Raw genomic sequence first — 26,657 nt, forward strand, 5'->3', positions numbered from 1 at the left:
GGGTGGCGGCGGCGCTCAAGCGCTTCGGCATCGCCGCGGATGACAGCGCGGGCGAGGCCCTGGCCGCCACCCCGCCCGCCGTGTTCCTGCGCCTGCTGGCGCGGGCGGCCCGCGAGGATTACGCGCCCCTGCCCCTGCTGGCCCTGCTCAAACACCCGCTGGCGGCGGGCGGGATGCCGCCGCAAGCCTTCCGCGACATGGCCCGGCGGCTGGAACGCCGCGCCCTGCGCGGGCCGCGCCCGCCGCCGGGACTCGGCGGGCTGCGCTTCCCGCTCGAGACGGCTCCTCAGGCCGAGCGGGATTTTCTCGCCCGGCTGGAGAGGCTGCTGGCGCCGCTGGCCCTGCCGGTGGCGCTGCCCCCCGTCCAGGCCCTGGCCGCCTTGATAGAGGCGGCGGAGGCGCTGGCCGCCACCGAGGCCGCGCCAGGCGCCGAGCTGTTATGGTCCGGCGAGGCGGGATCGGCGCTCTCTACCCTGCTGGCGGAGGCGCTGGCCGCGCTGGCGGATTTGCCGGAGACGAGCCTCGCCGAATTGCCGGAATTGCTGGACGCGCTGCTGGCGGGCGGGGTGGTGCGCCGCCCCCGCTCCAAGGACAGCCACCCCCGCATCGCCATCTGGGGCATCCAGGAGGCGGCGCTGCAAAGCGTGGATGTGGCGGTGCTGGGCGGGTTGGTCGAGGGTGTGTGGCCCGCCTTGGAAGAGCCGGGCCCCTGGCTCTCCCGCCCCATGCGCCGCCAGGCCGGGCTGCCCAGCCCGGAGCGCAAGCTGGGCCAGGCCGCCCATGCATTTTTTTCCCTGGGCTGCGCCTGCCGGCAGGTCATTCTCGCCGCGCCCAAGCGGCGCGAGCGCGCCCCCGCCGTGCCCGCGCGCTGGCTGACGCGCCTGGCCGCCATGCTCACCGGGCAGAACATGGAATTGCCCCCTCACCCCGCCGCCGCCTGGGCCGGGCAGCTCGACCAGCCGGAGCGGCGGACGCAGCGGCCCAAGCCCCGCCCCGCCCCGCCCGCGGCGCTCCGCCCCACCATCTATTCGGTCTCCGACATCGCGACGCTGATGGCCGACCCCTACGCCATCTATGCGCGGCGCATCCTCCGTCTCGCCCCTCTCGCTCCGCTGGACGAGGAGAGCGACGCCAGCCAATTCGGCGATATCGTCCATGCCGGTCTCGCCGCGTTCTTCGCGCAGGGCGATCCGCTGGCGGCGGACGCGGCGGAACGGCTTTGCCTGGCGCTGGTAACGGCGATGCGCGCGGGCCGGCCGCGCCCGGCTTTGGCGCAATGGTGGGAGGCGCGGCTGAGGCGGATCGCGGCCTGGCTGGCGGAGGCGGAGCGCGAGCGTTGCGCCCGGCTCGGCCAGCCCGCCGCGCGGGCCCTGGAAAAAGAGGGAGAATGGGCGCTGCCGGGCGGTCTCATCCTCAAGGGCCGGGCCGACCGTATCGAGCGCCATGCCGATGGCGGGGTGCGGATCATGGACTACAAGACCGGTAAAATCCCGGAGGAGAAAAAGGTGCGGGCGGGAACCGCGCCGCAATTGCCGCTGGAGGCGGCGATGGCCGAGCGCGGCGCCTTCGGCCAGGAATTCGCGGCGGAGGTGAGGGAATTGCTGTATATCGGGCTTTCGGGCCGGGCCGCGCCGGGCAGCGAGACGGCGCTGCTGGCAAAGCCGGGGGAATTGCGCGCCGTCATCGACAGCGCCGCCAGCGCCCTGCCCGCCCTGCTGGCGCGGTTCGCCGACCCGGCCACGGCCTTTCTCGCCGCGCCGCACCCGGACCGGCAAAATCTCTACGACGATTACGCCGGGATTTCGCGCCGGGCGGAATGGGCGGGGGAGGACGAGACTGGCGATGACCGCGATTGAGGATGCCAACCGCCAGCAATTGGCGGCCTCCGACCCGGCGGTATCCGCCTTCGTCTCGGCCTCGGCGGGGAGCGGCAAAACCAAGTTGCTCACCGACAGGCTGCTGCGGCTGATGCTGGCGGGCGCCGCGCCGGAACGGATTCTCTGCCTCACCTACACCAAGGCGGCGGCGGCGGAGATGCGCATCCGCCTCAACCGGCGCCTGGGCGAATGGGTGACGATGCCGGAGGCGGAACTCCGCGCCCGGCTGCGCGCGCTCGCGGTGCCGCAAAGCCCCCATACGCTGCGGCGGGCGCGCCAGCTTTTCGCGGAGGTGCTCGATCTGCCCGGCGGCATGCGCATCGAGACGATCCACGCCTTCTGTCAATCCCTGCTCCGGCGCTTCCCGCTGGAGGCGCGGCTTTCGCCGCATTTCACCGTGGCGGATGACGAGGCGGCGGCCCAGCGCCTGCGCGAGGCGCGGGAGGAGATCCTGGCCCGCCCGGCGCTGTTTTCCCAGATCGAAACCGTGGCGGGCGAGATCGACGAGCTGCGCTTCGCCGGGATCAGCGCCGGTTTCGCGGCGGAGGCGGAGCATGAATTGCTCTCCCTGCCCTGCACGGCGGAGCGGGTGGCGGCGCTGCTGCGCGCCGCGCTGGGGGCGGCGGAAGCGGATGACGAGGCGGTGATCTCCCGCGAGTTCGCGGTGCCGCCCGGCGAGGCCGCGTTGCGTGCCGCCCTGGCCGAGGTGGCGGCGCGGGGCACGCCGAGCTGGCGGAGCTGGGCCACGCGCGCGCTCGCCTGGCTGGAACTGGAAACGGAGGCCCGCCAGGCCGCATGCGCGGCCTGGGAGACGGTGTGGCTGACCCAGGCGGGCACGCCGCGCAAATTGGAAGCGTGCTGCGGCAAGACGGCGGCGGATGAGCGAATCCTCACGCCCTTCGCGCGCGAGGCCGAGCGCCTTCTCGCCCTGCGCGACCGCCGCAAGCTGCTCCGGCTGGTGCGGTTCAACGCCGCGCTGCTCCAGCTTCTCATCCCCGCCGGGGCGGCGGAGCGCACGGCCAAGCGGCGCGCGGCGGCGCTGACCTATGCCGATCTCATCCTCCAGACCGGAGAGTTGCTGGTGGACCCCGGCGCGGCCTGGGTGCTCTACAAGCTGGATGGCGGCATCGAGCATCTCCTGCTCGACGAGGTGCAGGACACCGCCCCGGCGCAATGGCGCATCGCCAACGCCATCGCGGCGGAATTTTTCGCCGGAGAGGGCGCGCGCGAGGCGGCGCGCAGCATTTTCGCGGTGGGCGACCCCAAGCAATCGATCTTCTCCTTCCAGGGCGCGGACCTCAAAAGCTTCGAGACCTATCGCGGCAAATTCCGCGAGGCGGCGCGGGGCGCGGGCCGCCCCTGGCTGGATGGGGCGCTTTCCGTCTCCTTCCGCTCCACCGCCCCGGTGCTGGAACTCACCGACGCGGTGTTCGCGGCGGGCTTCGCGCGCGAGGGGGTGCTCGCCCCTGGTGAAACCCTCCGCCATGGCGTGAGCCGGGCCGGACAGGCGGGGCGGGTGACTCTCTGGCCGCTCACCCAGCCGGAGGCCGCCGCCGGCGCGCCGGATTGGGATTTGCCGGATGACTACCAGAAGGCGCGATCCGCCACCGCGCTGCTGGCGGCGCGGTTATGCGATTTCATCGCCGGGCGGCTGGGCCAGGATTTGCCGGCCAAGGGCCGCCCCGCCCGGCCTGGCGATTTCCTCGTTCTCGTGCGCCGCCGGGGGCCGCTGGTCGGCGCGCTCACCTCCAGGCTCAAGGCGCGTGGCATCGCGGTGGCGGGGCTGGACCGCATGGTGCTGACGCGGCAGACGGCCGTCGCCGACATGCTCGCCTTGTGCGACGCGCTGCTGCTGCCCGAGGATGACCTCGCCTTCGCGCAATTTCTCGTCTCGCCTCTGGGCGGGCTGGACGATGACAGCCTGATGGCGCTGGCGCTGGGCCGCCCGGCCTCGCTGGTGGCGGCGCTCTACGCCCGGGCGGAGGAGCGGCCGGAATGGCGGGCGGCCAAGCGGTTTTACGAGACGCTGCGCGCCCAGACGGATTTCATCAGCCCTTTTCTGCTGCTGGCCGAGGCGCTGGGCCCGCTGGGCGGGCGGGCGCGGATGCTGGCCCGCCTCGGCGCCGAGGCGGCGGAGCCGCTGGATGAATTGCTGGCCGAGGCGTTGCAATTCTCCACCGCCGAGCCAGGCAGTTTGCAGAATTTCGTCCAGCGGGTGCGGCTCGCCGCCGCCGACATCAAGCGCGAATCCGAGACGGCGAGCGACGAGGTGCGGATCATGACCGTGCACGGCGCCAAGGGGTTGCAGGCGCCCATCGTCATCCTGCCGGATACGGTGAGCCCGCTGAAACCCGAGACCAGCCTCTTATGGATGGACGTGCCGCAGCAGGCGGGGATGAAGCTGCCGGTGCTCTGCCCGCGCGCGGAGCAACGCCCCGGCGTGCTGTCCCAGGCGGAGGCGGCGCGCAGCGCCGCGCGCAAGGAGGAATATAACCGCCTGCTCTACGTGGCGCTCACCCGCGCCGAGGATGAATTGCTCATCTGCGGCGCGGCCGGCGCCAAGGCCCCGCCGGCCACGTGCTGGTACGAGGCGGTGAAGGCGGGCTTCACCCGCTTGCCCGCCCGCCAGGAAGATGATGGCTCCCTCGTTTATGACCGTCCGCAAACCGCGCCGCCGGATGGCGCCGGAGCGCGGAGCGCCCGGCCCGGCGCGGCCTTGCCCGGCTGGGCGGGGACCGCGCCGGACTGGCGGGCCACGCCGCCGCGCAAGGAAAACGAGACACCAGAGCGGATCGTCCCCAGCCGGGCGGCGGAGGGAGCGTTCCACGCCATCCTGCCCGCGAGTCCGCTGGCGGGGCCGCAAGCCTCCGCCTCCCGCCGCGCCGCCGCCCTGGCGCGCGGCGGCGCCGTGCATGCCTTGCTCCAGCATCTGCCCGGCCTCGCCCCGGCGGCGCGGCGGGAGGCGGCGCGCGCCTATCTCCTTTCCCAGCCCGCCCTGGCGGCGGAGGCTGAGGACCTCTGCGACGCCCTGCTGAAAATTCTCGGCAGCCCCGAACTCGCGCCGCTCTTCGGCCCCGGCTCGATGGCGGAGGTGCCGCTCGCCGGGGTGGTGGCGGGGCGGGAGACCGGCGGCCTGGTGGACCGGCTCTTTATCGGCGCGGCGGAGATCATCATCGCCGATTACAAGACGGACCGCGCCCCGCCCGCCGGACCGGACGGCATACCCGCCGCCTATCTCGGCCAGCTTGCCGCCTACCGGGCGGTGCTGCGCCAGATCCATCCGGGCCGGGCGGTGCGCTGCCTGCTGGTCTGGACCGCGCGGGCCGAGGCCATGCCCGTGCCGGACGCGCTGCTGGACGCGGTGGCCCTGGCTTGATCGCCCCGCCATTCGCCGCCATGTTACGGCAGGTTTCATTCACACGGGTGCATCATGACGAAAGCGGTGACGGACACGACCTTCGCGACCGAAGTACTAAAATCCGCCAAGCCGGTGCTGGTGGATTTCTGGGCGGAGTGGTGCGGCCCCTGCCGCGCCATCGCCCCGGCGCTGGAGGATCTCTCCAAGGAGTATGACGGCAAGCTTGAGGTGGTGAAGGTGAATATCGACGAAAATCCGATGGCGCCCAGCAAGTATGGGGTCACCGGCATTCCCACCTTGCTCATCTTCAAAAATGGCCAGGTGGCGGCCAAGCAGGTCGGCGCCGCCCCCAAATCCATGCTCAAGGCCTGGATCGAGAAAAACCTCTGATGACTCCATTGGAACGTGAGTTGCCGCCGGACGTCCTGCCGATGATCCGGACGATCGCCATGCCCGCCGACGCCAACGCCAATGGCGATATTTTCGGCGGCTGGCTGATGAGCCAGATGGATCTCGCGGGCGGGAATCTCGCCCAGCGGATCGCCCATGGCCGCTGCGCGACCGTGGCTGTGGAGGCGATGAGTTTTATCCGCCCGGTCAGGGTGGGGGACGAGGTCTCGGTCTATTGCCAGCTCGTCTCCATCGGCCGCACCTCGATGAATATTTCCATAGAGGCTTGGCGGCGCGAGCGTTCCGAGGAAAACGACGAGCGGGTGACCAAGGCGGTGTTCAAATTCGTCGCCATTGATTCCTCCGGCCGCTCGCGACCCCTGCCCCCCAACGCCACCGCCCGGCTCAGCGCGGCGAGTCGTCCATCGTCGCCATGAAGATGGTGGCCTCGCTCGGCGCCGCCGAGGGCAGGCCGCGATGACTGAGAAAGGCGAGGATATCCGCATCCGGCACCGCGCGCTCCAGATCGCGCGGGATCAGGTGATAATCCGGCGGATAATAGGCGAGCGTGACCGGCGCGGCGGCGGGAATCGCCCGCCAGCAAGCCCGCATGGCGCCGGGGGGGATCAGCTCATCATGTCCGCCATAGAGAATGAGCGCCCGCTGATTGAAGCGCGCGCAGGCCAGCTGCGCCTTTCCCATCAGCTCCACCAGCCCGGCGATGTCGCGGATGCTGGGCGCGTGCAGGGTGAGCGGGTCGTTGCCGAAGGCGATGAGCGCCGCCTCGTTATCCGAGGCACGGACATGCACCGCCTGGCCGGTGAGCCGCTTCCCCGGCGCGAAGAACTCGGCCACGCGCAGGCTGCTTTTCAAAACCGGTCCCATCGCCGGCCCGCCCCACACCGCCGGGGCGGAGAGCACATAGCCATCCACCGGCGGCGGCGCGGCTGAGGCGCCGAGCAGCAGACCGATGGCCCCGCCCATGCTCTCACCCATGATGTAGAGCGGCGTGTGCGGGTAAAGCCGGCGCAGCTGCACGGCTTCCTCCCGCGCCTCGCGCACCAGCACCGGCGTGCCCGGCCAATGGCCGCGATTGGCGGTGGCGCCGAAGGAGGAAATATCCGGCGCGTAGATCTCGATGCCGCGGGGGTTGAGATAACCGGCCAGCATCTCCCAGCCATCGCGGCTATCCGTGTAGCCATGCAGGGCGAGCGCCACCGCCTTGACCTCTCCTTGCGCCGGGTAGAGCCGGTATGGCAGGCGGGCGCCATCCGCGAGGTTGAAATAGCCAGAGGTGACGATGGGAAAGCCGGGCGCCGGGCGCGGCGGGGCGAAAGGCGGCGAGGCGCAGCCAGCCAGGGCCAGGGCCAGCTTGGGAACGGCGCGGAATGAAGCTAAGAGAGAGGCCAAGACGTGTTGGCAGCGGAGCGCGAAAGCATGAGCGTACAGACGGACTCGATCAATCATTCGGAAATCATCCATGTCAAAACCCGCGCCGTCGCCTGCGATGGCGGCGCTGGACCGCTCGGCCATCCCAAGGTTTATCTGCGCATTCCAGGGAAGCAAATCGCCTGTCCTTATTGCTCGCGCATCTTCATCCTGGACGGCGAGGGCGCGGATACCGGCCATTGAAACTCGTTCTGGTTGATGGGTCGGGCTTCATCTTCAGGGCCTTCCACGCGCTGCCGGACATGCAGCGCCCGGATGGCGTGCATGTCAACGCCGTGTTCGGCTTCTGCAACATGCTGGCGCGGCTTTTGAAGGAGCATACGGGCACGCATCTGGCGGTGATTTTCGACGCCGGGCGCAAGACCTTCCGCAACCGGCTTTACAACCACTACAAGGCCCACCGGCCCGAGCCGCCGCCCGAGCTGGTGCCGCAATTCGCCCTCATCCGCGAGGCGACCAAGGCCTTTGGCGTGCCCTCTATAGAACTGGCCGATTGGGAGGCGGATGACCTGATCGCCTCTTACGCCAAGGCGGCGCGCGCGGCGGGGGGCGAGGTGGTGATCGTCTCCTCCGACAAGGATCTCATGCAGCTGATCCGCGACGGCGTGACCATGCTCGACCCGATCAAGGCCACGCCCATCGGCTCTGCCGAGGTGGAAGCCAAATTTGGGGTGCCGCCGGAGAAGGTGGTGGAGGTGCAGGCGCTGATCGGCGATTCGGTGGATAACGTGCCGGGCGTGCCGGGCATCGGCCCCAAGGGGGCGGCGGCGCTGATCAATGAATTCGGCACGCTGGACGGCGTGCTGGCGGCGGCGGCGGCGATGAAGCCCTCTAAGCGGCGGGACGCGCTTATTGAGCATGCCGATGCGGCGCGGCTTTCCCGCCAGCTGGTGATTTTGCGCGATGACGCGCCCTTGCCGCTGCCTCTGGAGGATCTGGCGGTGAAGCCCTGGGACGCGGCGGTGCTGCGCGCCTTTCTCACCGAGAACGGCTTCCGCTCCATCCGCCACCGGCTGGGGCTGGAGGACGGCCAGGCCGAGGAGAGCGCGCCGGTCGAGCCGAGCCATGCGCCCTTCGGCCCCTACCCTCTCATCGTCAGCCTGGCGGAGTTGCGGGCCATCGCCGCGGCGGCGCGTGAGACGGGGGTGCTCGCGCTCTCGGTCCAGACGGACGATCCCGCCGGGCTGCATGGCCGGCTGGTCGGGCTGGGGCTGGCGGCCCGCGCCGGCCAGGCGGCGTATCTGCCGCTCGGCCACGAGGCCGCCTTGGATGCTCCGCCCGCCTTGGACTGGGAGGCGGCGGCGGCTGAACTCGACCCGCTCCTCGCCGATGTCTCGGTGATGAAGGTGTTCCACGACGCCAAATATTCGGCCGAGGCGCTGGCCCGCGCAGGGCTCGCCCCGCCCGCGCCGCTCGATGATGTCATGCTGATCTCCTACGCCCAGGATGCGGGCAATTTCGCGCATGATCTCGCCACGCTGGCGCGCGTGCATCTCTCCCACACCGTCAAGACCGCCAATGAGGTGACCGGCACCGGGCGCGGGCGGCTCAGCTTCGCGGCGGCGCCGCTGGACAAGGCCGCCGGGCTGGCGGGCGAGGCGGCGGATGTCACGCTGCGCCTGTGGGAGACGCTCAAACCCGCCTTGCGGGTGCATAAATCTTTCGCCCTTTACGAATTGGTGGAAAAAAGGCTCATCCCGGTGCTGGCCGGGATGGAGGCGGCGGGCGTGCTGGTGGACAAGGCCGATCTCACTGCCATGTCCGCTGAATTCGCCTCGCGCATGGCGGCGCTGGAGGAGGAGATCCGCTGCCTCGCCGGGCGCGATTTCAATGTCGGCAGCCCCAAGCAGCTGGGCGAGGTGCTGTTCGAGGAGATGAAGCTCCCCGGCGGCAAGCGCGGCAAGAATGGCGCCTGGGGCACGGATTCCGCCGTGCTGGAAAGCCTGGCCGAGCAGGGCGCGGAGATCGCGGCGCGGGTGCTGGACTGGCGTCAGCTCGCCAAGCTCAAAACCACCTATGCGGACGCGCTGATCCAGCAGGTGGACCCGGTGACGGGCCGCGTGCATACCAGCTTCCAGATGGCGGCGACGACCACGGGCCGCCTTTCCTCCACCGACCCCAACCTCCAGAACATCCCGGTGCGGACCGAGGAGGGCGGGCGCATCCGCAGAGCCTTCATCGCCCCGGCGGGGGCAAGGCTGATCTCGGCGGATTACTCGCAGATCGAATTGCGGCTGCTCGCCCATGTCGCCAATATTCCGGCGCTCAAGGAAAGCTTCGCCAAGGCCGAGGATATTCACACCCGTACCGCCTCGGAGGTGTTCGGCATCCCCATGGCGGGGATGGACAGCGCCACCCGCCGCCGCGCCAAGGCGATCAATTTCGGCATCATCTACGGAATTTCCGCCTTCGGGCTGGCGCGCCAGCTCGGCATAACGCCCGGCGAGGCGCGGGACTATATCGAGGCCTATTTCCGGCGCTATCCCGAGATCCGGGCTTATATGGAAACCACCAAGGAACAGGCCCGCACCCAGGGTTACGTGCTCACCCCCTTCGGGCGGCGCTGCTGGGTGCCGCGCATCCGCGACAAAATTCCCGCCACGCGCGCCTATGCCGAGCGGCAGGCGATCAACGCCCCCTTGCAGGGCGGCGCCGCGGACATCATCAAGCGGGCGATGGTGAAGCTACCCAAGGCTCTGCGGGCGGCGGGGCTTTCCACCCGGCTGCTGCTCCAGGTGCATGACGAATTGCTGTTCGAGGCGCCGGAAGCCGAGGCGGAGGCGGCCGCGGCGCTGGCGCGCGAGGTGATGCAGAACGCGGCCAGCCTCTCCGTGCCGCTGGTGGTGGAAACCGGGACCGGTAAAAACTGGGCCGAGGCGCATTGAGCCGGCCTGCGTAAAGCGAGGAGACAACCGCGATGACGGACAAGCATTTCGCCGCCACCCATTACGAGCCGCGGGCCGAGGCCTATGTCCGCAGCCAGGTCCATGCGGCGGGGGAGGATCTCGACGAGATGGAGGCCGCGCTGCGCGGCCGTACCCTGCCTTGCGTGCTCGATCTCGGATGCGGCGGCGGCCATGTGAGTTACCGCGCCGCCCGCTACGCGACGCGGGTGGTGGCCTGCGACGTCACCCCCGCCATGCTGGCCGCCGTGGCCCGCACCGCCGCCGCGCAGGGCCTGCATAATATCGAGACCTGCCTGGCCCCCGCCGAATCCCTGCCCTTCGCGGATGAGCATTTCGACGCGGTGCTTTGCCGCTTCACCGCGCATCACTGGTCCGATTTCAAGGCGGGGCTGCGCGAGGCGTGGCGGGTGACCAAACCGGGCGGTCTCGCCGTGTTCATGGATACGCTGGCGCCGGAATCGCCCTTGCTGGACACGCATCTGCAAGCCCTGGAATTGCTGCGCGACCCCTCGCATGTCCGCAATTACAGCGCCGGCCAATGGTGCGCCGCGCTGGGGGAAGCGGGCTTCAGCCTCCAGCGCTGCACCGTGCGGCCCTTGCCGCTGGATTTTGCCAGCTGGACGGAGCGGACCCGGACCCCGCCGGAGATGGTGGCGGCGATCCGGCACCTCCAGCGTGGCGCGCCGGACCCGGTGCGCCGTTACCTCCGCCTGACCGAGGAAGGCGGCTTCACGCTGGAAACCGCGACGATTCTGCTGAGCCGGTAATCCCAGCGGGCCTCGAGGCTCACGCCAGCATCGCCGCCACCTGGTCGGCGGCCTGAGCCCAAAGCTGGCTCATCGCCGCGACGATCTGCTGCGCTGTCTTGCCGGCCGGGGCGGTGGCCGAAAAATTCCGGAACTGCCAGATTTGCGCCTTGGCGGGGCGGACGGCGAGCTGGGCCATCAGCCTGACCTCGCCCGCGCTATCCGGGGCGAAGGTGAGAAGCTGGATCTCCACCAGCTCATCCGGCGCGGCGCCGATGGCCCCGCCCACGGCGAGCACCGTATCGGCGGGGAGGCGCTGGGCGAGATCCTGCACCATCGCGGTTTGCAACAGGCTGGAGAGCGGCGCGGCCCATTGGTCGTTGGGGAAGGTGTTGGCGGCGTAATCCACGCTGAAAACCGGCACGCCCGATTGGTTCAGCGCGGCGGGCAGGCCGATGGGCCGCACGCCGACGCGCTGGCCGGTGCCGCCTCGCACCGCCCCCGGCAGGGCGGCGATGCTCCAATTATGGACCGGGGCGGAGCTGCACCCGGCCAGCAGCGCCGCGCCGGATGAGGCGATGAGAAAACGCCGTTTCATTGTTTGCTCCGTCCAAAAATGATCGCTTGCGGATGCTGGTTGAGATAGGCGGCGAGGGCCTGCAATGTTTGCAGGGTCATGCTGGATTGGGACAGCAGCTGCTGGAGACCGTTTTGCAGCGTCGAATCCTGGCCGAAGCTTTCGTTCAACTCCTGCAAGGTGGTATTGGCGCTGGCAAGCATCGCCGAGAGATGGGAGATGAGCTCCTTCGTCTGGGCCGAGCCGAGCGTGTTATTGGCGGTCTTCAAAAGCTTGTTGAAATTCTCGCCGATCTGCTTGAAGGGCATCTGATCCACCTTGGCGGTGATGTCGGTGGCGTTGGCGAGCATGTCGTCGAGCGCCCCCTTCTGGAAGGGCAGCACGAGGCTGTCATTCTCCTGGGTCACCTTGGCCGGATGCGCCTTCTTCACCATGGTCAGGTCGATCTCTTTCTGGCCGGTGACGTAATTGGCGTAGCCGATCTCGACGCGCATCCCGTGATCGACGAAATTCTGCAAGCTCTGGGTGGCGCTGGCGGTATCGGTGTTATCCTGGCCGAAGATCCGTTGCGGCAGGAGTTGCATGCCGATCCTCACCTTGACCTGACCGGTCGCGGGATCAGGCAGGAGATCCACGCTCATCACGCTGCCTACCTGGATACCCAGCAAATTCACCGGCGCGCCGGGCGTGAGCCCGCTGACATCGCTATTGGCATAGCTGACTACCTTGATCTGGCGGGTGAAGGCGGCGGCCTCCGCCTCCTGACGCGAGGTGAAAAGCTGGAAAACCGCGCCGGGGGGGCTGGGGGCCTGGCTCTGGGCGGAGCGGGGGAGAATGAAGTCGATGCCGCCGGCGATGACCGCCTGAACCGACTGCACCCGCAATTGCAGCACGCCGCCCTTGGTGTCGATGGTGATGCCGGACGTATTCCAGAAGCGGCTATTGGGCCGGACGAGATCATCGAACGGGGCGCGGATGAAGATATTGATCTTGATCGGCCCGAGACCGTTGCCGATGTCATAGCCCAGCACCTCGCCCGCCTGGACATCGCGATAGAAGATCGGCGAGCCGGAGGTGATCGAGCCCAGCTGGTTCGCCATCAGCGTGTAGGTCCGGCCTGGCTCGTCGGAGCGCACGCCGGGCGGCTGCTCCAGCCCCACGAAGCTGTCCTGGTGATGTCCGCCGGGTTTGCCGGGGTCCACGGCGATATACGCGCCCGAAACCAGGGTTTCGATACCGGAAATATCCCCGAAGGTCAGCCGGGGCCGCTCGACCCAGTAGCGGGCGTTGGAGTTGAGGAACCGTTCTCCCACGCTTTTCATCCGGACCTTGACGATGACCTTGCTGTTATCCTTGGCGAGGTCGATACTCTCGACCGTGCCCAGCGAGACGGCCTTATATTTGACCTCCGTCTGCCCGGCTTCCAGCCCCTGGGCGTCCTTGAAAGTGAGGGTGAGGAGCGGGCCCTCGGCGATGATCGTGCGATAGCCGAGATAGGCGGCGATGAGCGCGGCGACGATGGGAATAATCCAGACGATTTGGAAACGGTGCCGCCGGAGCCGGGCCTGAGGCGGGTTCGAATGAGCGTCCGGCGCGGGCTCGTCAGTCATGCCTTGTGGTCCTCCTTGGCGTTACCGGCATTATCCCAGATCAGCCGGGGGTCGAACGCGTCCACGGCGAAAATCGTCAATATGACCACGGAGGCGAAGCACACGGCGCCGGTATCGGCGGTCACATTCGCGATCTGGCCGAAATGAACCAGCGCGACGAGAATGGAGATCATGAAGATGTCGATCATCGACCAGCGGCCGATGACGTTGATGATCTTATAGGCGAGGGTGCGGCCGCGCATCAGCTGGGCGCTGCCGCGCTGGCAGGTGACGAGGATATAGGCCATACCCACGAGCTTGAGCAGCGGTATGGTGATGCTGGCGAAAAACACCAGCAGCGCCACCGGCCACAAACCATTCTTCACCAATTCGACGATGCCGGTGAAAATCGTATAGGGCTGGGTCTTGGCCATGCTCGTGAGATTCATGATCGGGTAGAGATTGGCCGGCACATACAGGCAGGCCGCGGCGATGGTATAGGCCCAGGCCCGGGTGACGCTGGCCGGCTTGCGCGGCTCCAGAATCGTCTCGCAGCGCAGGCAGGGGCTTCCGGGCGGACGGTGATTGACCAGCCCGCACACCATGCAGCCAATGGGCTGGGCCTCCCCCCGCTCCGCCGGCAAATCCTCATGGCCGAGCCGCCGCCATACCAACTCCTGATCGAGGCTGGCATCCATGGCGGCCATCGAGAGCATCAGCCCGATAAGCGCGTATAACGCCGTGTCCAGATGCACGTTGAACATCGGGGTCAGGCGGGTATAGGCCACGAGAAAGCCGAGCAGATATACATCCATCATCGCCCAGGGCGAGATGGTTTCATACCAGCGGAACAAGGATTTGAGGAGCCGCCTGGGCAGGCCGGTTTCCAGCCCGAGCAGGGTGATGATGGCGATGCCGAGCTTCACGCCGGGCATGATGAGGGTGACGATGAAAACCAGCGTGCCCAGCAGCTCCCACCCCCCCTCCGTCAAGCGGATGGGTCCCGTTTCCAGCCGGGCAAAGGCGGCGCGGCCATAGGTTTCGATTTCGAGAAATGGCGCCATGAGGGCGAAGATATAGAAAAGCAACCCCGCCATGGCGCAGGCCAAGGGAAAGTTCATATGCGACCGCCGCATCCGCCACAGGGCGGTGCCGCAACGTGGACATTCCGCCACCTCGCCGGGGTGGCGGGGACCGAGGCGGCAGAACAACCCGCAATGGGTGCATTCGCGCCAGAAGTCTTTGAATTCCGCCTCCGAGGCGGCCGTCATCGCGGCACGGAGAAAAAACAGCTCATGAAATCATAATTTGGGCGTATAATTAGAATGGTTCAAGCCATGGTTGAAGCCAGGGGCATCTCAGAGACCGAGATCCAGCTGGGCGGGGCGCAGGCGGCCCTCAGCCCTCACCCCCACCTTGCCATCGCTGAAGCGCAGGGTAAGCGCCGCGCCGGGCGCCACCGCCGCCGCCTGGGTCACGGTGCCGCCGCCCGGCCTGGTTACCAGCGCGAAGCCGCGGGCAAGCACGCGCTCATAGGAGACGGCGTTCAGCCGGGCGGCGAGAGCTTCCAGCCGCAGCGCCCCCTCGCGCCGGCGCGCGGCCAGGCTGGCGCGTTCTTTTTGTTCCAGCAGGGCCAGGGCGGCACGGTGCCCGGTGATCTGCGCGCGGGGCGGGATGAGGCGGTGGGAGGCGGCGTCCAGCCGCCTGTGGCCGGCGCGCAGCAGATCGAAGGGCGCGATCACCAGCCGATGGCCGGCGAGGTCGAGCCGGCCTTTCAGGCCGGCGATGATCTCGGCGGGGTGGCGCGGCGCCTGACGCTCCAGCCGGGCGCGGCGCGCCGCCAGATAATGGGGCAGAGAGAGACCGAGCCGCTCCGCCCGGTCATCCAGCCTCTGCCGGGCGGTGTTGAGCAGCACGGGTAGATCCGGCAGCCGCGCCGCGGCCCGCTCCAGCCCCGCCCCAGCCTGGGCGAGATGGCGGGCAAGCCCGCCTTGCAGCCGGGCGGCGCGCTGGGTGAGATCGGCGAGCAGATCGGCGCGCGCGGGCACCGCCATCTCGGCCGCCGCCGTGGGGGTGGGAGCGCGGCGGGCGGCGGCGAAGTCGATGAGCGTCGTATCGGTCTCGTGCCCCACCGCCGAGATCAGCGGAATATGGCTGGCCGCCGCGGCGCGCACCACGCATTCCTCGTTAAACGCCATGAGGTCTTCCAGACTGCCGCCGCCGCGCGCGACGATCAGCACCTCCGGCCGCGGCAGATGCGGAGGGAGGCTGTTGAAGCCGTTGATGGCGGCGGCGATCCGCTCCGCCGCGCCCTCGCCCTGCACCGGCACCGGCCAAAGCAGGATGGGCCGGGGAAAGCGGCGGGCGATGGTGGTTTTGATATCCTGCAACACCGCGCCCTGGGCGGAGGTGATGACCCCCACCACACGCGGCAGCAGCGGCAAGGCGCGCCGGCGCTCGAACAGCCCCTCGGCCTGCAGGCGCAGCCTCAACGTCTCGATGCGGGCGAGCAGCGCCCCCGCCCCGGCATATTCCAGCTTTTCGACGATGAGCTGGTATTCCGAGCGCTCCGAATAAGAGGTGAGGCGGCCAGTGGCGATGACCTCGATGCCGTTCTCCGCCTTCAGCCCCGCGCGGGGCACGGCGCTTTTCCACAGCACGGCGCGGATCTTGGCGCTCTCATCCTTGAGGGCGAAATATTGATGACCCGAGGCATAAGGCCGGAACTCGGTGATCTCGCCGCGCACCCGCACCCGGCCGAACGCGCCCTCCAGCGTGCGCTTGACCGCCCCGGCGATCTCGGAGACGGTATATTCAGGGGTGTTCTGGCCGGTTTCGCTCATCGCGGCAGAATATGATACAGCGCCGCCCGGTAATAGAGGGGGGCGCCATGCGGGTCTTGATCATCGGTTCCGGCGGCAGGGAGCACGCCCTCGCCTGGGCCATCGCCAAAAGCCCGTTGCTGAGCAAGCTCTATGTGGCGCCGGGCAATCCCGGCACCGCCGCCCTGGCCGAAAACGTGATGCTGCGCCCCACCGATCTCGCCGGGATCACCGCCTTTGCCCGCGAGCGGGGCATCGATCTCGTGGTGCCGGGAACGGAAGCGCCCCTGGTGGCCGGCCTTGCCGACGCGCTGGCCGGGGCCGGGATCGCCTGTTGCGGCCCCAGCGCCGCCGCCGCCCGGCTGGAAGGCAGCAAGCTGTTCACCAAGCAGATCGCCGAGGCGGCGGGCATTCCCACCGCGCGCTGGGAGAGTTTCTCCGAAGCCGATGCCGCCCATGAGTATCTGGAGCGGGCGGGCGCGCCGATCGTGGTGAAGGCGGACGGGCTGGCGGCGGGCAAAGGCGTGGTGGTGGCGGCGAGCCTTGCGGAAGCGCACGCGGCCGTCACCGCCCTGATGGAGGAGCGGGTGCATGGCGCGGCGGGCGCCTCGGTGGTGATCGAGGAATGCCTGACGGGCGAGGAGCTTTCCGTCTTCGCCTTGTGCGATGGCGAGGAGGCGGTGTTTTTCGGCGCGGCGGCGGACCATAAGCGGGTGGGCGAGGGCGATACCGGCCCCAATACCGGCGGCATGGGCGCGGTCTTCAACCCGCCCTGGGCCACGCCTGAGGTGATCGAGCGCGCGATGACGGAGATCATCCGCCCGGCGCTGAGGGAAATGGCGCGCCGGGGCACGCCGTTTCGGGGGTTTCTCTTCGCCGGGCTGATGGTCGGCCCGGACGGGCCGCAGCTGATCGAGTTCAATGCCCGCTTCGGCGATCCGGAATGCGAGACGGTGCTGCCCATGCTCGCGGGCGATTTATTGGCGGCGCTGCTGGCCGCGACGAAGGGCGGGCTGAGAGATGTGCGGGCCGCGTGGCGGCCCGGCGGCTCCGCCACGGTGGTGATGTGCGCGCGCGGCTATCCCGGCGCCTACGCCACCGGCAGCGAGATTTATGGCCTGGACGAGGCGGGAGCGGTGCCGGGCGTGACCATCTTCCACGCCGGAACGATGATGGGCGAGACGGGCGGCGTCCTGGCCAATGGCGGGCGGGTGCTGGCGGTGAACGGGGTGGGGCAGGATCTGCGCGAGGCGCTCGGCCGCGCCTACGCGGCCATCGACCGGCTGGATTGGGAGGATGGCTTCTGCCGCCGCGACATTGGCTGGCGGGCGCTGCGGGGTTAGATTTCACTCATCTGATCTGAAGCCAGGATTCAGGTTCAGAGGATTATTGATTAGATATCCGCCGCCACGCGGAGGATCACGTCCTCCCATTGATAGGGCCGGGTCTGGCGGTATAGCCGCAGCGAGGGATACCAAGGCGTATCCTCCCGGTGCAGCAGCCAGCGCCAATCCGGCGCGTAGGGCAGCAGCAGCGAGGCCGGGACGTTGCTCGCCCCGGCGAGATGAATGACCGAGGTGTCGATGCTCACCAGCCGGTCCACGTTTTGCAAAATCGCCATGGTATCGAGAAAATCGGCGATCTCCGGCCCGAGATTCACCAGGGGGGCGCGGCCATAATACCCGCCCGCCTGGGCGATCTGCTCGCCCTTCTGGACGGTGACGATCACGATATCCTCGCGCGCGAACAGGGGCCCGAACTGCGCCAGTTTCAGCGTGCGTTTCTTGTCGTTCTTATGGGTGGGCCGCCCGGCCCAGACCAGCGCGATGCGTTTTTTGCCCTTGGGCATCAACCGTTCCAGACGTTCGCCCCAGAGCCGCACCAGCGCCTCCGGCGCCGCGAGATACCCCGCGGGGGGCAGGGTTTCCAGCGTGGCTTCCGCCAAACGCGGCAGGCCGGAGAGGGGGATATAGGCGTCGTACTCCCCCGTATCCTCCCAACGCGTGACGAGCCGGGCGGGGCCGGGGATCTGGCGCAACAAGGGCATGAGCTCCGCCGAGCAGGCGAGAACCGGGCGGGGGGCCAGCAAACACGCCCAGGGAATGAACCGGGCGAATTGAATGCAATCGCCAAAGCCCTGGTCACCGACGATGAGGAGCCTGCCCGGGTCGAGCGGCGTGCCATCCCATTGCGGCTTGTCGGTTTTGGGGAGCATCCCCTCGGCCTGTTTCAGCTTGAAGCGCCATTCATAGCTCTCCCAGCCTTCCCGCAGCCGCCCGCCCAGCAGCAGCGCCTCGGCTTTCTCGAAATGGGCCTCGGCGAAAGCCGGGTCGCAGGCGATCGCCTGCTCGGCCACCCGCACGGCCTCATCCAGCTCCCGCCGCTCGTAATGGATGAGGGCGAGGTTGAAATGGGAACGGGCATCCCCCGGGGCCAGCTCCACCGCCCGCAAGCCGGCGCGCAGCGCCTCATCCAGCCGCCCCGCGCCGCGATAGATCTCGCACATGTTGCGGGGGTAGAGGGGCGTGTCTGGCGACAGCGCCGCGGATTTTTCCATGCGCGCGATCGCCTCCTCATGCCGGCCCAGCCGGTGGGAGACGATGCCCGCCATTTGCAGGATGTGCGGGTGCTCCGGCATCGCCGCCAGCATCCGGCTGGCGAGATCATCCGCCTCAGCCAGCCGGCCCTCCTGCTCCAGCCGGGCAAGGCGGCCCAGCGCCTCGGCGAGCGGCATCACCACCTGGCCGGGTTGCGCCGCGCCGCTCACGCGCCTTGCTCCCCATCATAGCCAAGCTCGGCCAGCCAGGGCGCGAGAATGGGCTCCACCTCCTTGAACAGATGGGGCAAAGCGGCCTCATACGCGCGGAAGCGCCAAGCGGCCCCGCCATGCACCGCGACCCGCCCGGCGAAATGCCCCGGCCAGGGTGCCGCCACCGGCAGCGCGTTCCCGGCCAGCCCCTCCGGAATGGCGGCGTCCAGGCCGATGAACTCGCGCACCCGCCCCACCGCCTCCTCCGGCCTCGCCACCAGCTCCTCATAACGCAGCGGCAGGTAGCGCAGGGTCAGCTGGCCGCGATAATGCCGCAGCATGCGGGCATGAAAATCGTAATATCGCGCCAGGCCCGGCAATCCGGCTTGAGCGTCGCCCTCTAACCTGCGGTCCTGGGCGATATTGGCGAGCAGGAGATCATAGGGATGACGCAGCACATGGATGATGGGGGCCTCGGGGTAGAGCAGCTTGATCAATCCGAGATGCCAGACATTGCTGACGGCCCGGTCGGTGATAAACCCCACCTCTGGCCGTGCCAGCCCCATGGCGCGGCGCGGCGCCTCGTACATCTCCCGCAGCCGCTCTGGAAGTTCGGCGCCGTCCCCGATCAGCGCCTCGTCCAGCGCCTGCGGGTAGGCGGCGCCCCCCGCCAGGCCGGGGATGGCCGTGGTCAGTTTCGCCACCGGCGCGACCTCATCTCCCGGGGCGAAACCGGGAGTCTGCGCCAGTAATTGTTCGAGCAGGCCGGTGCCAGAGCGGGGAAAACCGAGGAGGAAGACCGGCATGAACGCGCCGGGGCGGGCGCGCGGCAAGGGTTGGATGCGCTCGGCGGTAAAATAAGCCTGATAGGATTCGAGCCGGGCGCTCAACTCCTCCGGCCGAAAGCTCTGCCCCGTCCGCTCCCGCTGCACGCCCCGCGCCGTCGCGATGGCCGTGATGGCCTCCTGCGGCTGGCCCGCCAGCATATGGGCCCGCCCGCGCGCGAGAATTTCAGGAGGCAGCTGCGCCTCCGGCGGCCCCAACCGCTCCAGCGCCGCCTCCACCCGGCCCTGAGCGAGATCCGCCATCACCTTTAGCATGCGCAGCAGACGATCCTGCGGCCAGCGCGCTAGCGCGTCGTCCAGCACCGCATCCGCCTCGCCACGCGCGCCCTGGGTGAAGAGCAACTGCGCCAGCCCGCCCACGCCGCGCGAATTATCGGGCCGCAACGCCAGCGCCCGGTCATAGATTTTCCGCGCCTCGGTCAGCCGCCCCTGCATTTTCAAATTCCAGGCGAGATTGGCGAGGATCATGCCATCCTCGCGCGCCAACAACTCAAGTGCCCGCCGGTAATGGCGCTCTCCCGCCTGCAGAGCGCCGGTTTCGGTGAGCACCATTCCCATGATATGGTGGGCCGCCGCCGCCCGGGGCATGGCCTTCACCGCCGCGGCGGCATAGGGCGCCGCCTCTGCGTGGCGGCCGAGGCCGATGAGGTAATAGGCGAAACGTTCATTCGCCTGCGCCCGCAACGCCGCCGGCCCCTCCAGCCCCGCCAGCCGCGCGCCCAGCGCGTCCGCCGCGCGGCGGCGCTTCTCGGCATCGCGGATCTCGAAGAGCACACGGAGCGCCGCGCGCTGGTTGGGCACGGCATCGAGAATTTTGAGCGCCAGCGCCGCCGCCTCTTCATGTTTCTTATCGTTGAAAAGCTGGGTGGCCTCGATGGCCTTGTCATCCAGCAAGGCTGCCGCTTCAAGGCCCGGCCATTGCGCCTCGTCCATGTCGCAGCATCGCATCCGGCGCAAACCGCTCCCGCAAGGGCAAAGGTCTTTTGTTAACCGCACCCGTTCCACCGCCTTAACCCAGCCCCGCCATCGTTTCATCTTACAATTTTTGCGTGAAGAGGCAACGTGATGGGTTGTAATCAAAATATCATGAATTCAGCGGATTATGCGACAGTCAGTCATTCGCAAATGCATCAAATTGCTTGACGGCGCGCGGCCCGCGCGTCAAATCGGCGGTTCATTCGGGGGCACGCTCATGCGCGATTTCTCACAACTTTCCGAACGCGAGATTCTCGCCCTCGCCATCGGCAATGAGGAGGAGGACGGGCGCATCTATCTCGACATAGCCGAGCGGCTGCGCGACGATTATCCAGCCTCCGCCAATATCTTCAAGGAAATGGCGGCGCAGGAGAGCGAGCACAGGCGCCAGCTGCTCGACCTCTACCGCGAAAAGTTCGGCGAGCACATTCCCCTCATTCGCCGGCAGGATGTGCGAGGCTTCATTCAGCGCCCTTCCATCTGGCAGCTTCCCAAGCCCAGCATAGACGATGTCCGCGATCTGGCGGAAAGCATGGAAGCGGAGACCCAGCGTTTTTACCGCCGCGCCGCCGCCCGGGCGACGGATGTGTCGATTCGCAAGCTGTTGGGTGATCTCGCCGACGCCGAGGCCGAGCACGAGCATATGGCGGAGGAGCTTTCAGCGGAAAACCTGCCAGAGAACATCCGCAAAGCCGAGGACCAGACCGCCCGGCGGCAATTCATGCTGCAATACATCCAGCCCGGCCTGGCCGGGCTGATGGATGGCTCCGTCTCCACCCTGGCGCCGATTTTCGCCGCCGCCTTTTCCACCCATAATCCATTCTCAGCCTTTATCGTCGGCGCGGCGGCGGCGGTGGGGGCGGGCATTTCCATGGGTTTCGCCGAGGCTCTCTCCGATGACGGCTCGCTCACCGGCCGGGGCACGCCCTATGTGCGCGGCGCGGTGACCGGGGTGATGACAACGCTGGGCGGGCTTGGCCATACCCTGCCCTTTCTTATCCCCAACCTGCATGTGGCGCTGCTGGTGGCGATCATCGTGGTGATCATCGAGCTCGCGGTGATCTCCTGGGTGCGCTGGAAGTTCATGGACACATCGCCCCTGCGCGCCACGCTGCAAGTGGCGCTGGGCGGGGCGCTGGTTTTCGCCACCGGCGTGCTGATCGGCGCGGGATGATCAGGCCGGGCGCTGATGAACGATGATGGAAAGATAGGTCATCGGCTTTGACAACAATTTTTCCGGCCCGTGCGGCGCCCCGGAGTCGAACAGCAGCGCGTCTCCTGGCGTGAGGTGATAGGATTGGTCGCCATGACGATACACCACTTCGCCGCTTAGCATGTAGATGAATTCCGACCCCTCGTGCTGGAAAGCGGGATAGGGCAGCGCCTCCTCGCTCAACGTGATGAGATAGGGCTCCATCACCGTTTTACCGCCAAGCGAATGGCCCAGCAATTGATATTGGTGCCCGGCCTTGTTGCCCTGACGCTCGATAATCATGCCGCTCCCCGCCTTGACGAAGGAACAATCCCGCTTTTCCTCGAAAGCGGAGAAGAATGTGGATACGGGAACGTTGAGCGCCCCCGCCAGGGATTGCAGAGAGGCGAGCGAGGGCGAGATTTGTCCATTCTCGATCTTGGATAACATACCCCCGGACAGCCCGGCGGCGGCGGCAAGCTCCGATACGGTGAGGCCGATGCGGCGCCGCAATTGGCGGACCTGCACGCCAATGGCCTGTTCCAGCGTCAGGTCCGATACCGCGGCCGCGCTGCTCACGGTGCGGTAGCCCTCAGCCAGAACTGGCGGCAAACCCGCCTGTTCCAATGCCTCAGGCAGCGTGGTCTGGGCGAGCCGGACGGCCCGCATTTTGGATTTGGCCTGGCTATTCATGCGCCATCCTCCTGAACGTATTGTTACGACGCCCAAGAAAAAAAGGCCAGCCTTGTTTACCAGAATTGTTTTAGCCCGGTTCGCCCACGCGGGCGGCCTCCTGGTTTTTTGCCGCGGTCAAGGTATTACGGAGCAGGCAGGCGATGGTCATCGGCCCCACCCCGCCCGGCACCGGGGTGATCCACCCGGCCACGGGCGCGGCGCTGGCGAACTCCACATCTCCCACCAGCCGCGCCTTGCCGGCCGCTCCGGCCACCCGGTTGATGCCGACATCGATCACGGCGGCACCAGGCTTGACCCAATCGCCTTTAACCATTTCCGGACGGCCGGCGGCAGCCACCAGAATATCCGCCTGCCGGCATAGCCCCGGCAGGTCACGGGTGCGGGAATGGGCGAGGGTCACCGTGCAGTCCCGTTGCAACAACAACTGCGCGACGGGCTTGCCGACCAGATTGGAGCGGCCGATCACCACCGCGTGACACCCCGCCATCTCCGGGAGGACCTCTTCCAGCAGCAGCAGGCAGCCGAGCGGCGTACAAGGCACAAGCCCCGGCAAGCCGGTGGCGAGCCGCCCCGCATTCACCACGGTCAGGCCGTCCACGTCTTTTTCAGGTGAGATGGCGGCGATCACCTCCGCCGCGGCAAGAGGCGGCGGCAGCGGCAACTGTACCAATATGCCGTGCACCGCCGGGTCGGCATTCAACCGCCGCACCAGGTCCAAAAGTTCCGCCTGAGAGGCGCGGGCCGGCAGCCGGTGCTCAAAAGAGCGCATGCCCGCCTCTACCGTCTGCCGCGCCTTATTGGCCACATAGAGCTGGGAGGCGGGGTCATCCCCCACCAGCACCACCGCCAGCCCCGGCTTGAAGGGCAGCACCGCCACCTCCGCCGCGATGGCGGCGCGCAACCGCGCCGCGAAGGCTTTACCATCGATGATCCGAGCCAAATGACCGCTCCTTTCCTGCCCGCGCGCGCCGCGTCAGCTGCCGAATACCACCGTCTTGGCCCCGTTGAGGAGAACACGGTCCTGTAAATGATAGCGGACGGCGCGCGCCAGCACCCGCCGCTCGATATCGCGCCCCTTGCGCACCAGGTCCTCCGGCGTGTCGGCATGGCTGATGCGCTCCACGTCCTGCTCGATGATCGGGCCTTCGTCGAGGTCTCCAGTGACGTAATGCGCCGTCGCGCCGATAACCTTAACCCCGCGCCGATGCGCCTGATGATAGGGGCGCGCGCCCTTGAATCCGGGAAGGAAGGAATGGTGGATGTTGATGCAGCGCCCCGCCAGCCGGGCGGCGAGCGCGTCGGAGAGAATTTGCATATAACGCGCCAGCACAACCAGCTCCGCCCCGGTTTGCACCGCGATGTCCAAGATGCGTTCCTCCTGCTCCTTTCTCGTGGCCGGTGTGACCGGCAGATAATGGAAGGGAACACCGTGCAACCCGGCTCCGTCGCGCGAGGCGCGCGGATGGTTGGAGATGACGCCAACCGGCTCCATTTCCAATTCTCCAATGCGCCAGCGGTAGAGTAAATCCTGCAGGCAATGGTCGTATTTGGAGACGAGCAACAGCACCCGCCGCGGGAGCGCATGATCGGAAAACTTCCAGGTGAGACCAAAAGGTTCCGCGACGGCGGCAAACCCCTCCCGCAGCTGCGCGATATCCGCCCCGCCTACCAGGGAAAAGGCGATGCGGGCAAAAAATCTGCCGGTTTCGAGATCATCGAATTGCTGGGCCTCGCGAATATCCGCCCCGGTTTTAAACAGATAGGTGGCGACGGCCGCAACGATGCCCGGCCGGTTGAGGCAGGATAGGGTAAGAACATGCTGGTCTGTGGACATGGCGCCGCGTTCTGTCACAAAGCCCAGGGATTGCAAACCTGCCGGCCGGGAAGGCGAGCTTTAAGCCTCTGCGCCTGTTGGCGCGACACGCTCAGTCACAAGGCAGGCCCAGCTCCCGGGCGATCGCGCGAAGTTGAATTTCCCAGCTGCCGACCGTGACGGGAGCGACCATGGCATCCAGCGCCAGACGCATCGCGGGAAGCTCCTCGGTGAGGCCCCAGCCGCCCGCCACGTGCAGCGCCGTCTGCGTCACCCGCACGACCGCCTGAGTCGCCAAAAGCTTGGCGGTCGAGACGTCCAGAATCACATCCTTGAGCGGCGCCTCAGAATCATAGCGCTCAGCGGCATGATAGGTGAGGTGGCGTGTCGCCTCGACATCGACATGGGCCTGCGCCAAGGAAAACGCGATGGACTGGTTGGCGCCGATGGGCCGGCCAAATTGATGCCTGGTGGTCGCGTAGCCCCGCGCCCAGTCCAGAGCGGACTGCATATGGCCGAGCCAGCGCGCCGCGACCATGATCCGCTCCCGGTTGAAGCCCGTCATGATCTCCTTGAACCCGGCATCGAGGCGCCGGCGCGCCGGAACCCGCACATTATCGAACTGGACCCTATAAGTGGGCGCCGGCCTGTTCACATAGGTTTCGATCTGGGAGCAGCTCACACCGGGACTGTTCCGATCCACGGCAAAGAACTGCATGCCGTGCCGGCCCCGGCTTTTATCGGTCTGCGCCAGCGTGACCAGAACATCGCATTCGCCGGCCAAGGTGATGAAGGATTTCAGCCCATCAATGACCCAATCGTCTCCATCGCGCCGCGCCTGGGTGGACACGTTCTGAATGTCATTCCCCGCTTCCGGCTCGGTGATCGTGATGGCAACCATTAGATTGCCGGCAATCATCTCCCGGGCGATATCCTGCTGTTCGGGCGAGCCGTAATCATAAAGAATCGAGCCGGCGATATTCTGCACCAAAATCGAAACGGCGAGATTTGGATTGACCTTCGACATTTCCTCCAAGGCGATGGCCTCTTCATACGAGCCAAGCTCGGAGCCGCCAACGGATTCGGGAGCCGTTATGCCGATGAGGCCCGCCCGGGCCGCCGCGACATAGAACTCACGGGGAAATTTTTTGTCCCGGTCGGCGATCCGCCAGCGCGGGCCAATCTCCGCGGCCGCGAAGCGCGCGCACATTTCCCGGAATTGAACCCGATCCACGGTTTTCAGAGGCTGGCGCCTATGGCTTCGATTCATTGCCGTCCTTCCAGATGGAATTGCCTTTATGGGGTAACAGAAATCAAGCCATCTCCTTGAGCTGTTCGCGCAGCTTGAATTTCTGGATTTTACCCGAGGGGGTGGTGGGCATGGCGTCCATTATTTCCAGCCGTTCGGGAATGTACTGCATGGTGATTTTTTGGTTTTTAAGGTAAGTCACGATATCCGAAAGTGTCAGGCTTTGCCCCGGTTTAAGCACCACCACCGCGCAGACACGCTCCCCCAGCCGCTCATCCGGATAGCCGATCACCGCGGCGTATTGGATCGCGGGCATTTTATAGAGCAACTCCTCGACCTCGATGACGGGGATGTTTTCGCCGCCACGAATGATCACATCCTTGCTGCGGCCGGTGATGCGGATATATCCCCGCTCGTCCATGCGCGCGAGATCGCCGGTATCGAACCATCCCTCCTCATCCATCCCGTTGAGATGAGGGGATTTCAGATAGCCGCCAAAATTGCTGCATGTGCGGACCATGAGGCGCCCCTCCGCCCCATAGGGCAGGGTTGCGCCATCAGCGTCGACCACCTTTAATTCAGCGCCCGGTAACGGCTTGCCATCCGTGTTAATAGCGCGTTCATCGTCATCTTCCATCAAAGTCGTGGTTACCGCTCCATTTTCCGACATTCCCCACAAGGAAATGATTTTCGCTTTCAATATTTTTTGCGATTCCATTACCAATGCGCTGGGAATTGGCGCGCCGCCGCAAATAAAGCGTTGTAATGTCGGCACCGCTTTGCCGGTTTTCGCGACTTCCCGCGTGAGGTCCGAGAGAAAAGGCGTGGAGGCCATGGTGAAGGTGACATGCTCGGCGCGGATGATGTCGAGCGCCTTGTCCGGCTGCCAGATATCCAGCAATACCGCATGGGCGTGCATGAGTACCGGCATCACCAGCCCATAGCCAAAACCTGTCAAATGGGCGAGCGGAGACGGCATGAACACGATATCATCGCCGGTGATTTTCATTCTTTCCGCAAACGGAATTACAGAAGACAAAAGCGTGTTGAAGCTGTGCATCACCCCTTTGGGACGCCCGGTGGTGCCTGAGGTATAGATCAACTGGGTAATGTCATCACCATTCGGCCTGTTTGCCAGAATGGCGTTGGCGTCCGGCTCCTTCTCCCATTCCGGGCCGGAGAGCAGCGCCTCGAAACTATCCGCGCCCTCACCCTCCACCACCACCACATGGCGCAGCTCGGGCAATTCCTTCTGCAAGCCCTTGGCCATGCTCTCATGATCGAAATTGCGAAACCGGCGCGGCACGATGAACAGCTTGGTTTCGGCGAAGCCGAGCATGAAGCGCAGCTCATGCTCGCGGAAGATGGGCATGAGCGGGTTGATGACCGCGCCGATGCGCGCGCAGGCGAGATAGGTGGCGGTG

General features: G+C 67.1%; 21 protein-coding genes. 9 read left to right on the top strand and 12 right to left on the bottom strand.

Annotated elements, in window-relative coordinates; genetic code table 11:
* From addB to M7H45_RS05310, 4 genes are all read left to right on the top strand, one after another.
* Positions 1–1,856, top strand: a 1,856-nt coding sequence (gene addB, locus M7H45_RS05295; RefSeq protein WP_298215210.1) for a double-strand break repair protein AddB, incomplete at its 5' end; no start/stop codon positions are given.
* Positions 1,843–5,253 carry a double-strand break repair helicase AddA gene (gene addA / locus M7H45_RS05300; protein WP_298215211.1) on the top strand — a complete coding sequence of 1,137 codons (3,411 nt, stop codon included), beginning with the start codon at positions 1,843–1,845 and terminating at the stop codon, positions 5,251–5,253. The genes addB and addA, both read left to right, overlap by 14 nt.
* Positions 5,254–5,307: 54 nt before the next feature.
* Complete coding sequence (trxA, locus tag M7H45_RS05305; protein WP_298215212.1) at positions 5,308–5,625, top strand: thioredoxin; 318 nt, start codon at positions 5,308–5,310, stop codon at positions 5,623–5,625.
* Entirely contained in the window at positions 5,625–6,062 is a 438-nt protein-coding gene (locus tag M7H45_RS05310) for an acyl-CoA thioesterase (protein WP_298215213.1), read from the top strand. Before trxA ends, M7H45_RS05310 begins: the two co-directional genes overlap by 1 nt.
* Here the strand turns inward: M7H45_RS05310 and M7H45_RS05315 are convergent.
* Positions 6,031–7,035 carry an alpha/beta fold hydrolase gene (locus M7H45_RS05315; RefSeq protein WP_298215214.1) on the bottom strand — a complete coding sequence of 335 codons (1,005 nt, stop codon included), beginning with the start codon at positions 7,033–7,035 and terminating at the stop codon, positions 6,031–6,033. The genes M7H45_RS05310 and M7H45_RS05315 overlap by 32 nt on opposite strands.
* 27 nt (positions 7,036–7,062) lie before the next feature.
* On the opposite strand from M7H45_RS05315, the gene M7H45_RS05320 reads away from it, so the two are divergent.
* From M7H45_RS05320 to M7H45_RS05330, 3 genes are read left to right on the top strand one after another with little or no spacing between them, the layout of a single operon-like run.
* The gene (locus M7H45_RS05320; RefSeq protein WP_298215215.1) at positions 7,063–7,257 is read left to right on the top strand and encodes a zinc-finger domain-containing protein; all 195 of its coding nucleotides are present in this window, start codon (positions 7,063–7,065) and stop codon (positions 7,255–7,257) included.
* Positions 7,254–9,959, top strand: coding sequence for a DNA polymerase I (polA, locus tag M7H45_RS05325; protein WP_298215216.1), 2,706 nt, complete (start codon positions 7,254–7,256; stop codon positions 9,957–9,959). Before M7H45_RS05320 ends, polA begins: the two co-directional genes overlap by 4 nt.
* Positions 9,960–9,991: 32 nt before the next feature.
* Positions 9,992–10,747, top strand: a complete 756-nt coding sequence (locus M7H45_RS05330) for a class I SAM-dependent methyltransferase (protein WP_298215217.1) — start codon at positions 9,992–9,994, stop codon at positions 10,745–10,747.
* A gap of 19 nt (positions 10,748–10,766) precedes the next feature.
* Here M7H45_RS05330 and M7H45_RS05335 read toward each other — a convergent pair whose 3' ends face one another.
* The 4 genes from M7H45_RS05335 to xseA all read right to left on the bottom strand — a co-directional run bounded on the left by M7H45_RS05335 (position 10,767) and on the right by xseA (position 15,735).
* Entirely contained in the window at positions 10,767–11,324 is a 558-nt protein-coding gene (locus M7H45_RS05335) for a membrane integrity-associated transporter subunit PqiC (RefSeq protein ID WP_298215218.1), read from the bottom strand.
* Positions 11,321–12,913, bottom strand: coding sequence for an intermembrane transport protein PqiB (locus M7H45_RS05340; protein ID WP_298215219.1), 1,593 nt, complete (start codon positions 12,911–12,913; stop codon positions 11,321–11,323). Before M7H45_RS05340 ends, M7H45_RS05335 begins: the two co-directional genes overlap by 4 nt.
* A complete protein-coding gene (locus tag M7H45_RS05345; protein ID WP_298215220.1) occupies positions 12,910–14,163 on the bottom strand; it encodes a paraquat-inducible protein A in 1,254 nt (417 codons plus the stop codon). The genes M7H45_RS05340 and M7H45_RS05345 overlap by 4 nt, the downstream gene beginning before the upstream one ends.
* 87 nt (positions 14,164–14,250) lie before the next feature.
* Positions 14,251–15,735, bottom strand: coding sequence for an exodeoxyribonuclease VII large subunit (gene xseA / locus M7H45_RS05350; RefSeq protein ID WP_298215221.1), 1,485 nt, complete (start codon positions 15,733–15,735; stop codon positions 14,251–14,253).
* A 47-nt stretch (positions 15,736–15,782) separates the two neighbouring features.
* On the opposite strand from xseA, the gene purD reads away from it, so the two are divergent.
* Positions 15,783–17,057 (top strand): phosphoribosylamine--glycine ligase, encoded by a 1,275-nt coding sequence (purD, locus tag M7H45_RS05355; protein WP_298215222.1) that lies wholly within the window; start codon positions 15,783–15,785, stop codon positions 17,055–17,057.
* 50 nt (positions 17,058–17,107) lie between these two features.
* On the opposite strand, the gene M7H45_RS05360 is transcribed toward purD, so the two are convergent.
* Complete coding sequence (locus M7H45_RS05360) at positions 17,108–18,481, bottom strand: tetratricopeptide repeat protein (protein WP_298215223.1); 1,374 nt, start codon at positions 18,479–18,481, stop codon at positions 17,108–17,110.
* Entirely contained in the window at positions 18,478–20,241 is a 1,764-nt protein-coding gene (locus tag M7H45_RS05365) for a sulfotransferase (RefSeq protein ID WP_298215224.1), read from the bottom strand. Before M7H45_RS05365 ends, M7H45_RS05360 begins: the two co-directional genes overlap by 4 nt.
* Before the next feature lie 259 nt (positions 20,242–20,500).
* On the opposite strand from M7H45_RS05365, the gene mbfA reads away from it, so the two are divergent.
* Complete coding sequence (gene mbfA, locus M7H45_RS05370) at positions 20,501–21,457, top strand: iron exporter MbfA (protein WP_298215225.1); 957 nt, start codon at positions 20,501–20,503, stop codon at positions 21,455–21,457.
* Here the strand turns inward: mbfA and M7H45_RS05375 are convergent, their stop codons facing one another.
* The 5 genes from M7H45_RS05375 to M7H45_RS05395 all read right to left on the bottom strand — a co-directional run.
* Positions 21,458–22,168 (bottom strand): cupin domain-containing protein, encoded by a 711-nt coding sequence (locus M7H45_RS05375; RefSeq protein ID WP_298215226.1) that lies wholly within the window; start codon positions 22,166–22,168, stop codon positions 21,458–21,460.
* Between the two features lie 70 nt (positions 22,169–22,238).
* The gene (gene folD / locus M7H45_RS05380; RefSeq protein WP_298215227.1) at positions 22,239–23,111 is read right to left on the bottom strand and encodes a bifunctional methylenetetrahydrofolate dehydrogenase/methenyltetrahydrofolate cyclohydrolase FolD; all 873 of its coding nucleotides are present in this window, start codon (positions 23,109–23,111) and stop codon (positions 22,239–22,241) included.
* Between the two features lie 33 nt (positions 23,112–23,144).
* Positions 23,145–24,005 (bottom strand): formyltetrahydrofolate deformylase, encoded by an 861-nt coding sequence (gene purU, locus M7H45_RS05385; RefSeq protein WP_298215228.1) that lies wholly within the window; start codon positions 24,003–24,005, stop codon positions 23,145–23,147.
* Positions 24,006–24,096: 91 nt separating this feature from the next.
* A complete protein-coding gene (locus M7H45_RS05390; protein WP_298215229.1) occupies positions 24,097–25,218 on the bottom strand; it encodes an acyl-CoA dehydrogenase family protein in 1,122 nt (373 codons plus the stop codon).
* A gap of 79 nt (positions 25,219–25,297) precedes the next feature.
* Positions 25,298–26,657: AMP-binding protein (locus tag M7H45_RS05395; protein WP_298215230.1), on the bottom strand; the 1,360-nt coding region annotated here is incomplete at its 5' end.

The sequence above is a fragment of the Acidocella sp. genome (assembly GCF_027352905.1).
Taxonomy (GTDB): domain Bacteria; phylum Pseudomonadota; class Alphaproteobacteria; order Acetobacterales; family Acetobacteraceae; genus Acidocella.

Coding starts and splice junctions, on each gene's coding strand:
- addA (WP_298215211.1), top strand. CDS start 1,843: ATGACCGCGATTGAGGATGCCAACCGCCAGCAATTGGCGGCCTCCGAC.
- trxA (WP_298215212.1), top strand. CDS start 5,308: ATGACGAAAGCGGTGACGGACACGACCTTCGCGACCGAAGTACTAAAA.
- M7H45_RS05310 (WP_298215213.1), top strand. CDS start 5,625: ATGACTCCATTGGAACGTGAGTTGCCGCCGGACGTCCTGCCGATGATC.
- M7H45_RS05320 (WP_298215215.1), top strand. CDS start 7,063: ATGAGCGTACAGACGGACTCGATCAATCATTCGGAAATCATCCATGTC.
- M7H45_RS05330 (WP_298215217.1), top strand. CDS start 9,992: ATGACGGACAAGCATTTCGCCGCCACCCATTACGAGCCGCGGGCCGAG.
- M7H45_RS05335 (WP_298215218.1), bottom strand. CDS start 11,324: ATGAAACGGCGTTTTCTCATCGCCTCATCCGGCGCGGCGCTGCTGGCC.
- M7H45_RS05340 (WP_298215219.1), bottom strand. CDS start 12,913: ATGACTGACGAGCCCGCGCCGGACGCTCATTCGAACCCGCCTCAGGCC.
- M7H45_RS05345 (WP_298215220.1), bottom strand. CDS start 14,163: ATGACGGCCGCCTCGGAGGCGGAATTCAAAGACTTCTGGCGCGAATGC.
- xseA (WP_298215221.1), bottom strand. CDS start 15,735: ATGAGCGAAACCGGCCAGAACACCCCTGAATATACCGTCTCCGAGATC.
- purD (WP_298215222.1), top strand. CDS start 15,783: ATGCGGGTCTTGATCATCGGTTCCGGCGGCAGGGAGCACGCCCTCGCC.
- M7H45_RS05365 (WP_298215224.1), bottom strand. CDS start 20,241: ATGGACGAGGCGCAATGGCCGGGCCTTGAAGCGGCAGCCTTGCTGGAT.
- mbfA (WP_298215225.1), top strand. CDS start 20,501: ATGCGCGATTTCTCACAACTTTCCGAACGCGAGATTCTCGCCCTCGCC.
- M7H45_RS05375 (WP_298215226.1), bottom strand. CDS start 22,168: ATGAATAGCCAGGCCAAATCCAAAATGCGGGCCGTCCGGCTCGCCCAG.
- purU (WP_298215228.1), bottom strand. CDS start 24,005: ATGTCCACAGACCAGCATGTTCTTACCCTATCCTGCCTCAACCGGCCG.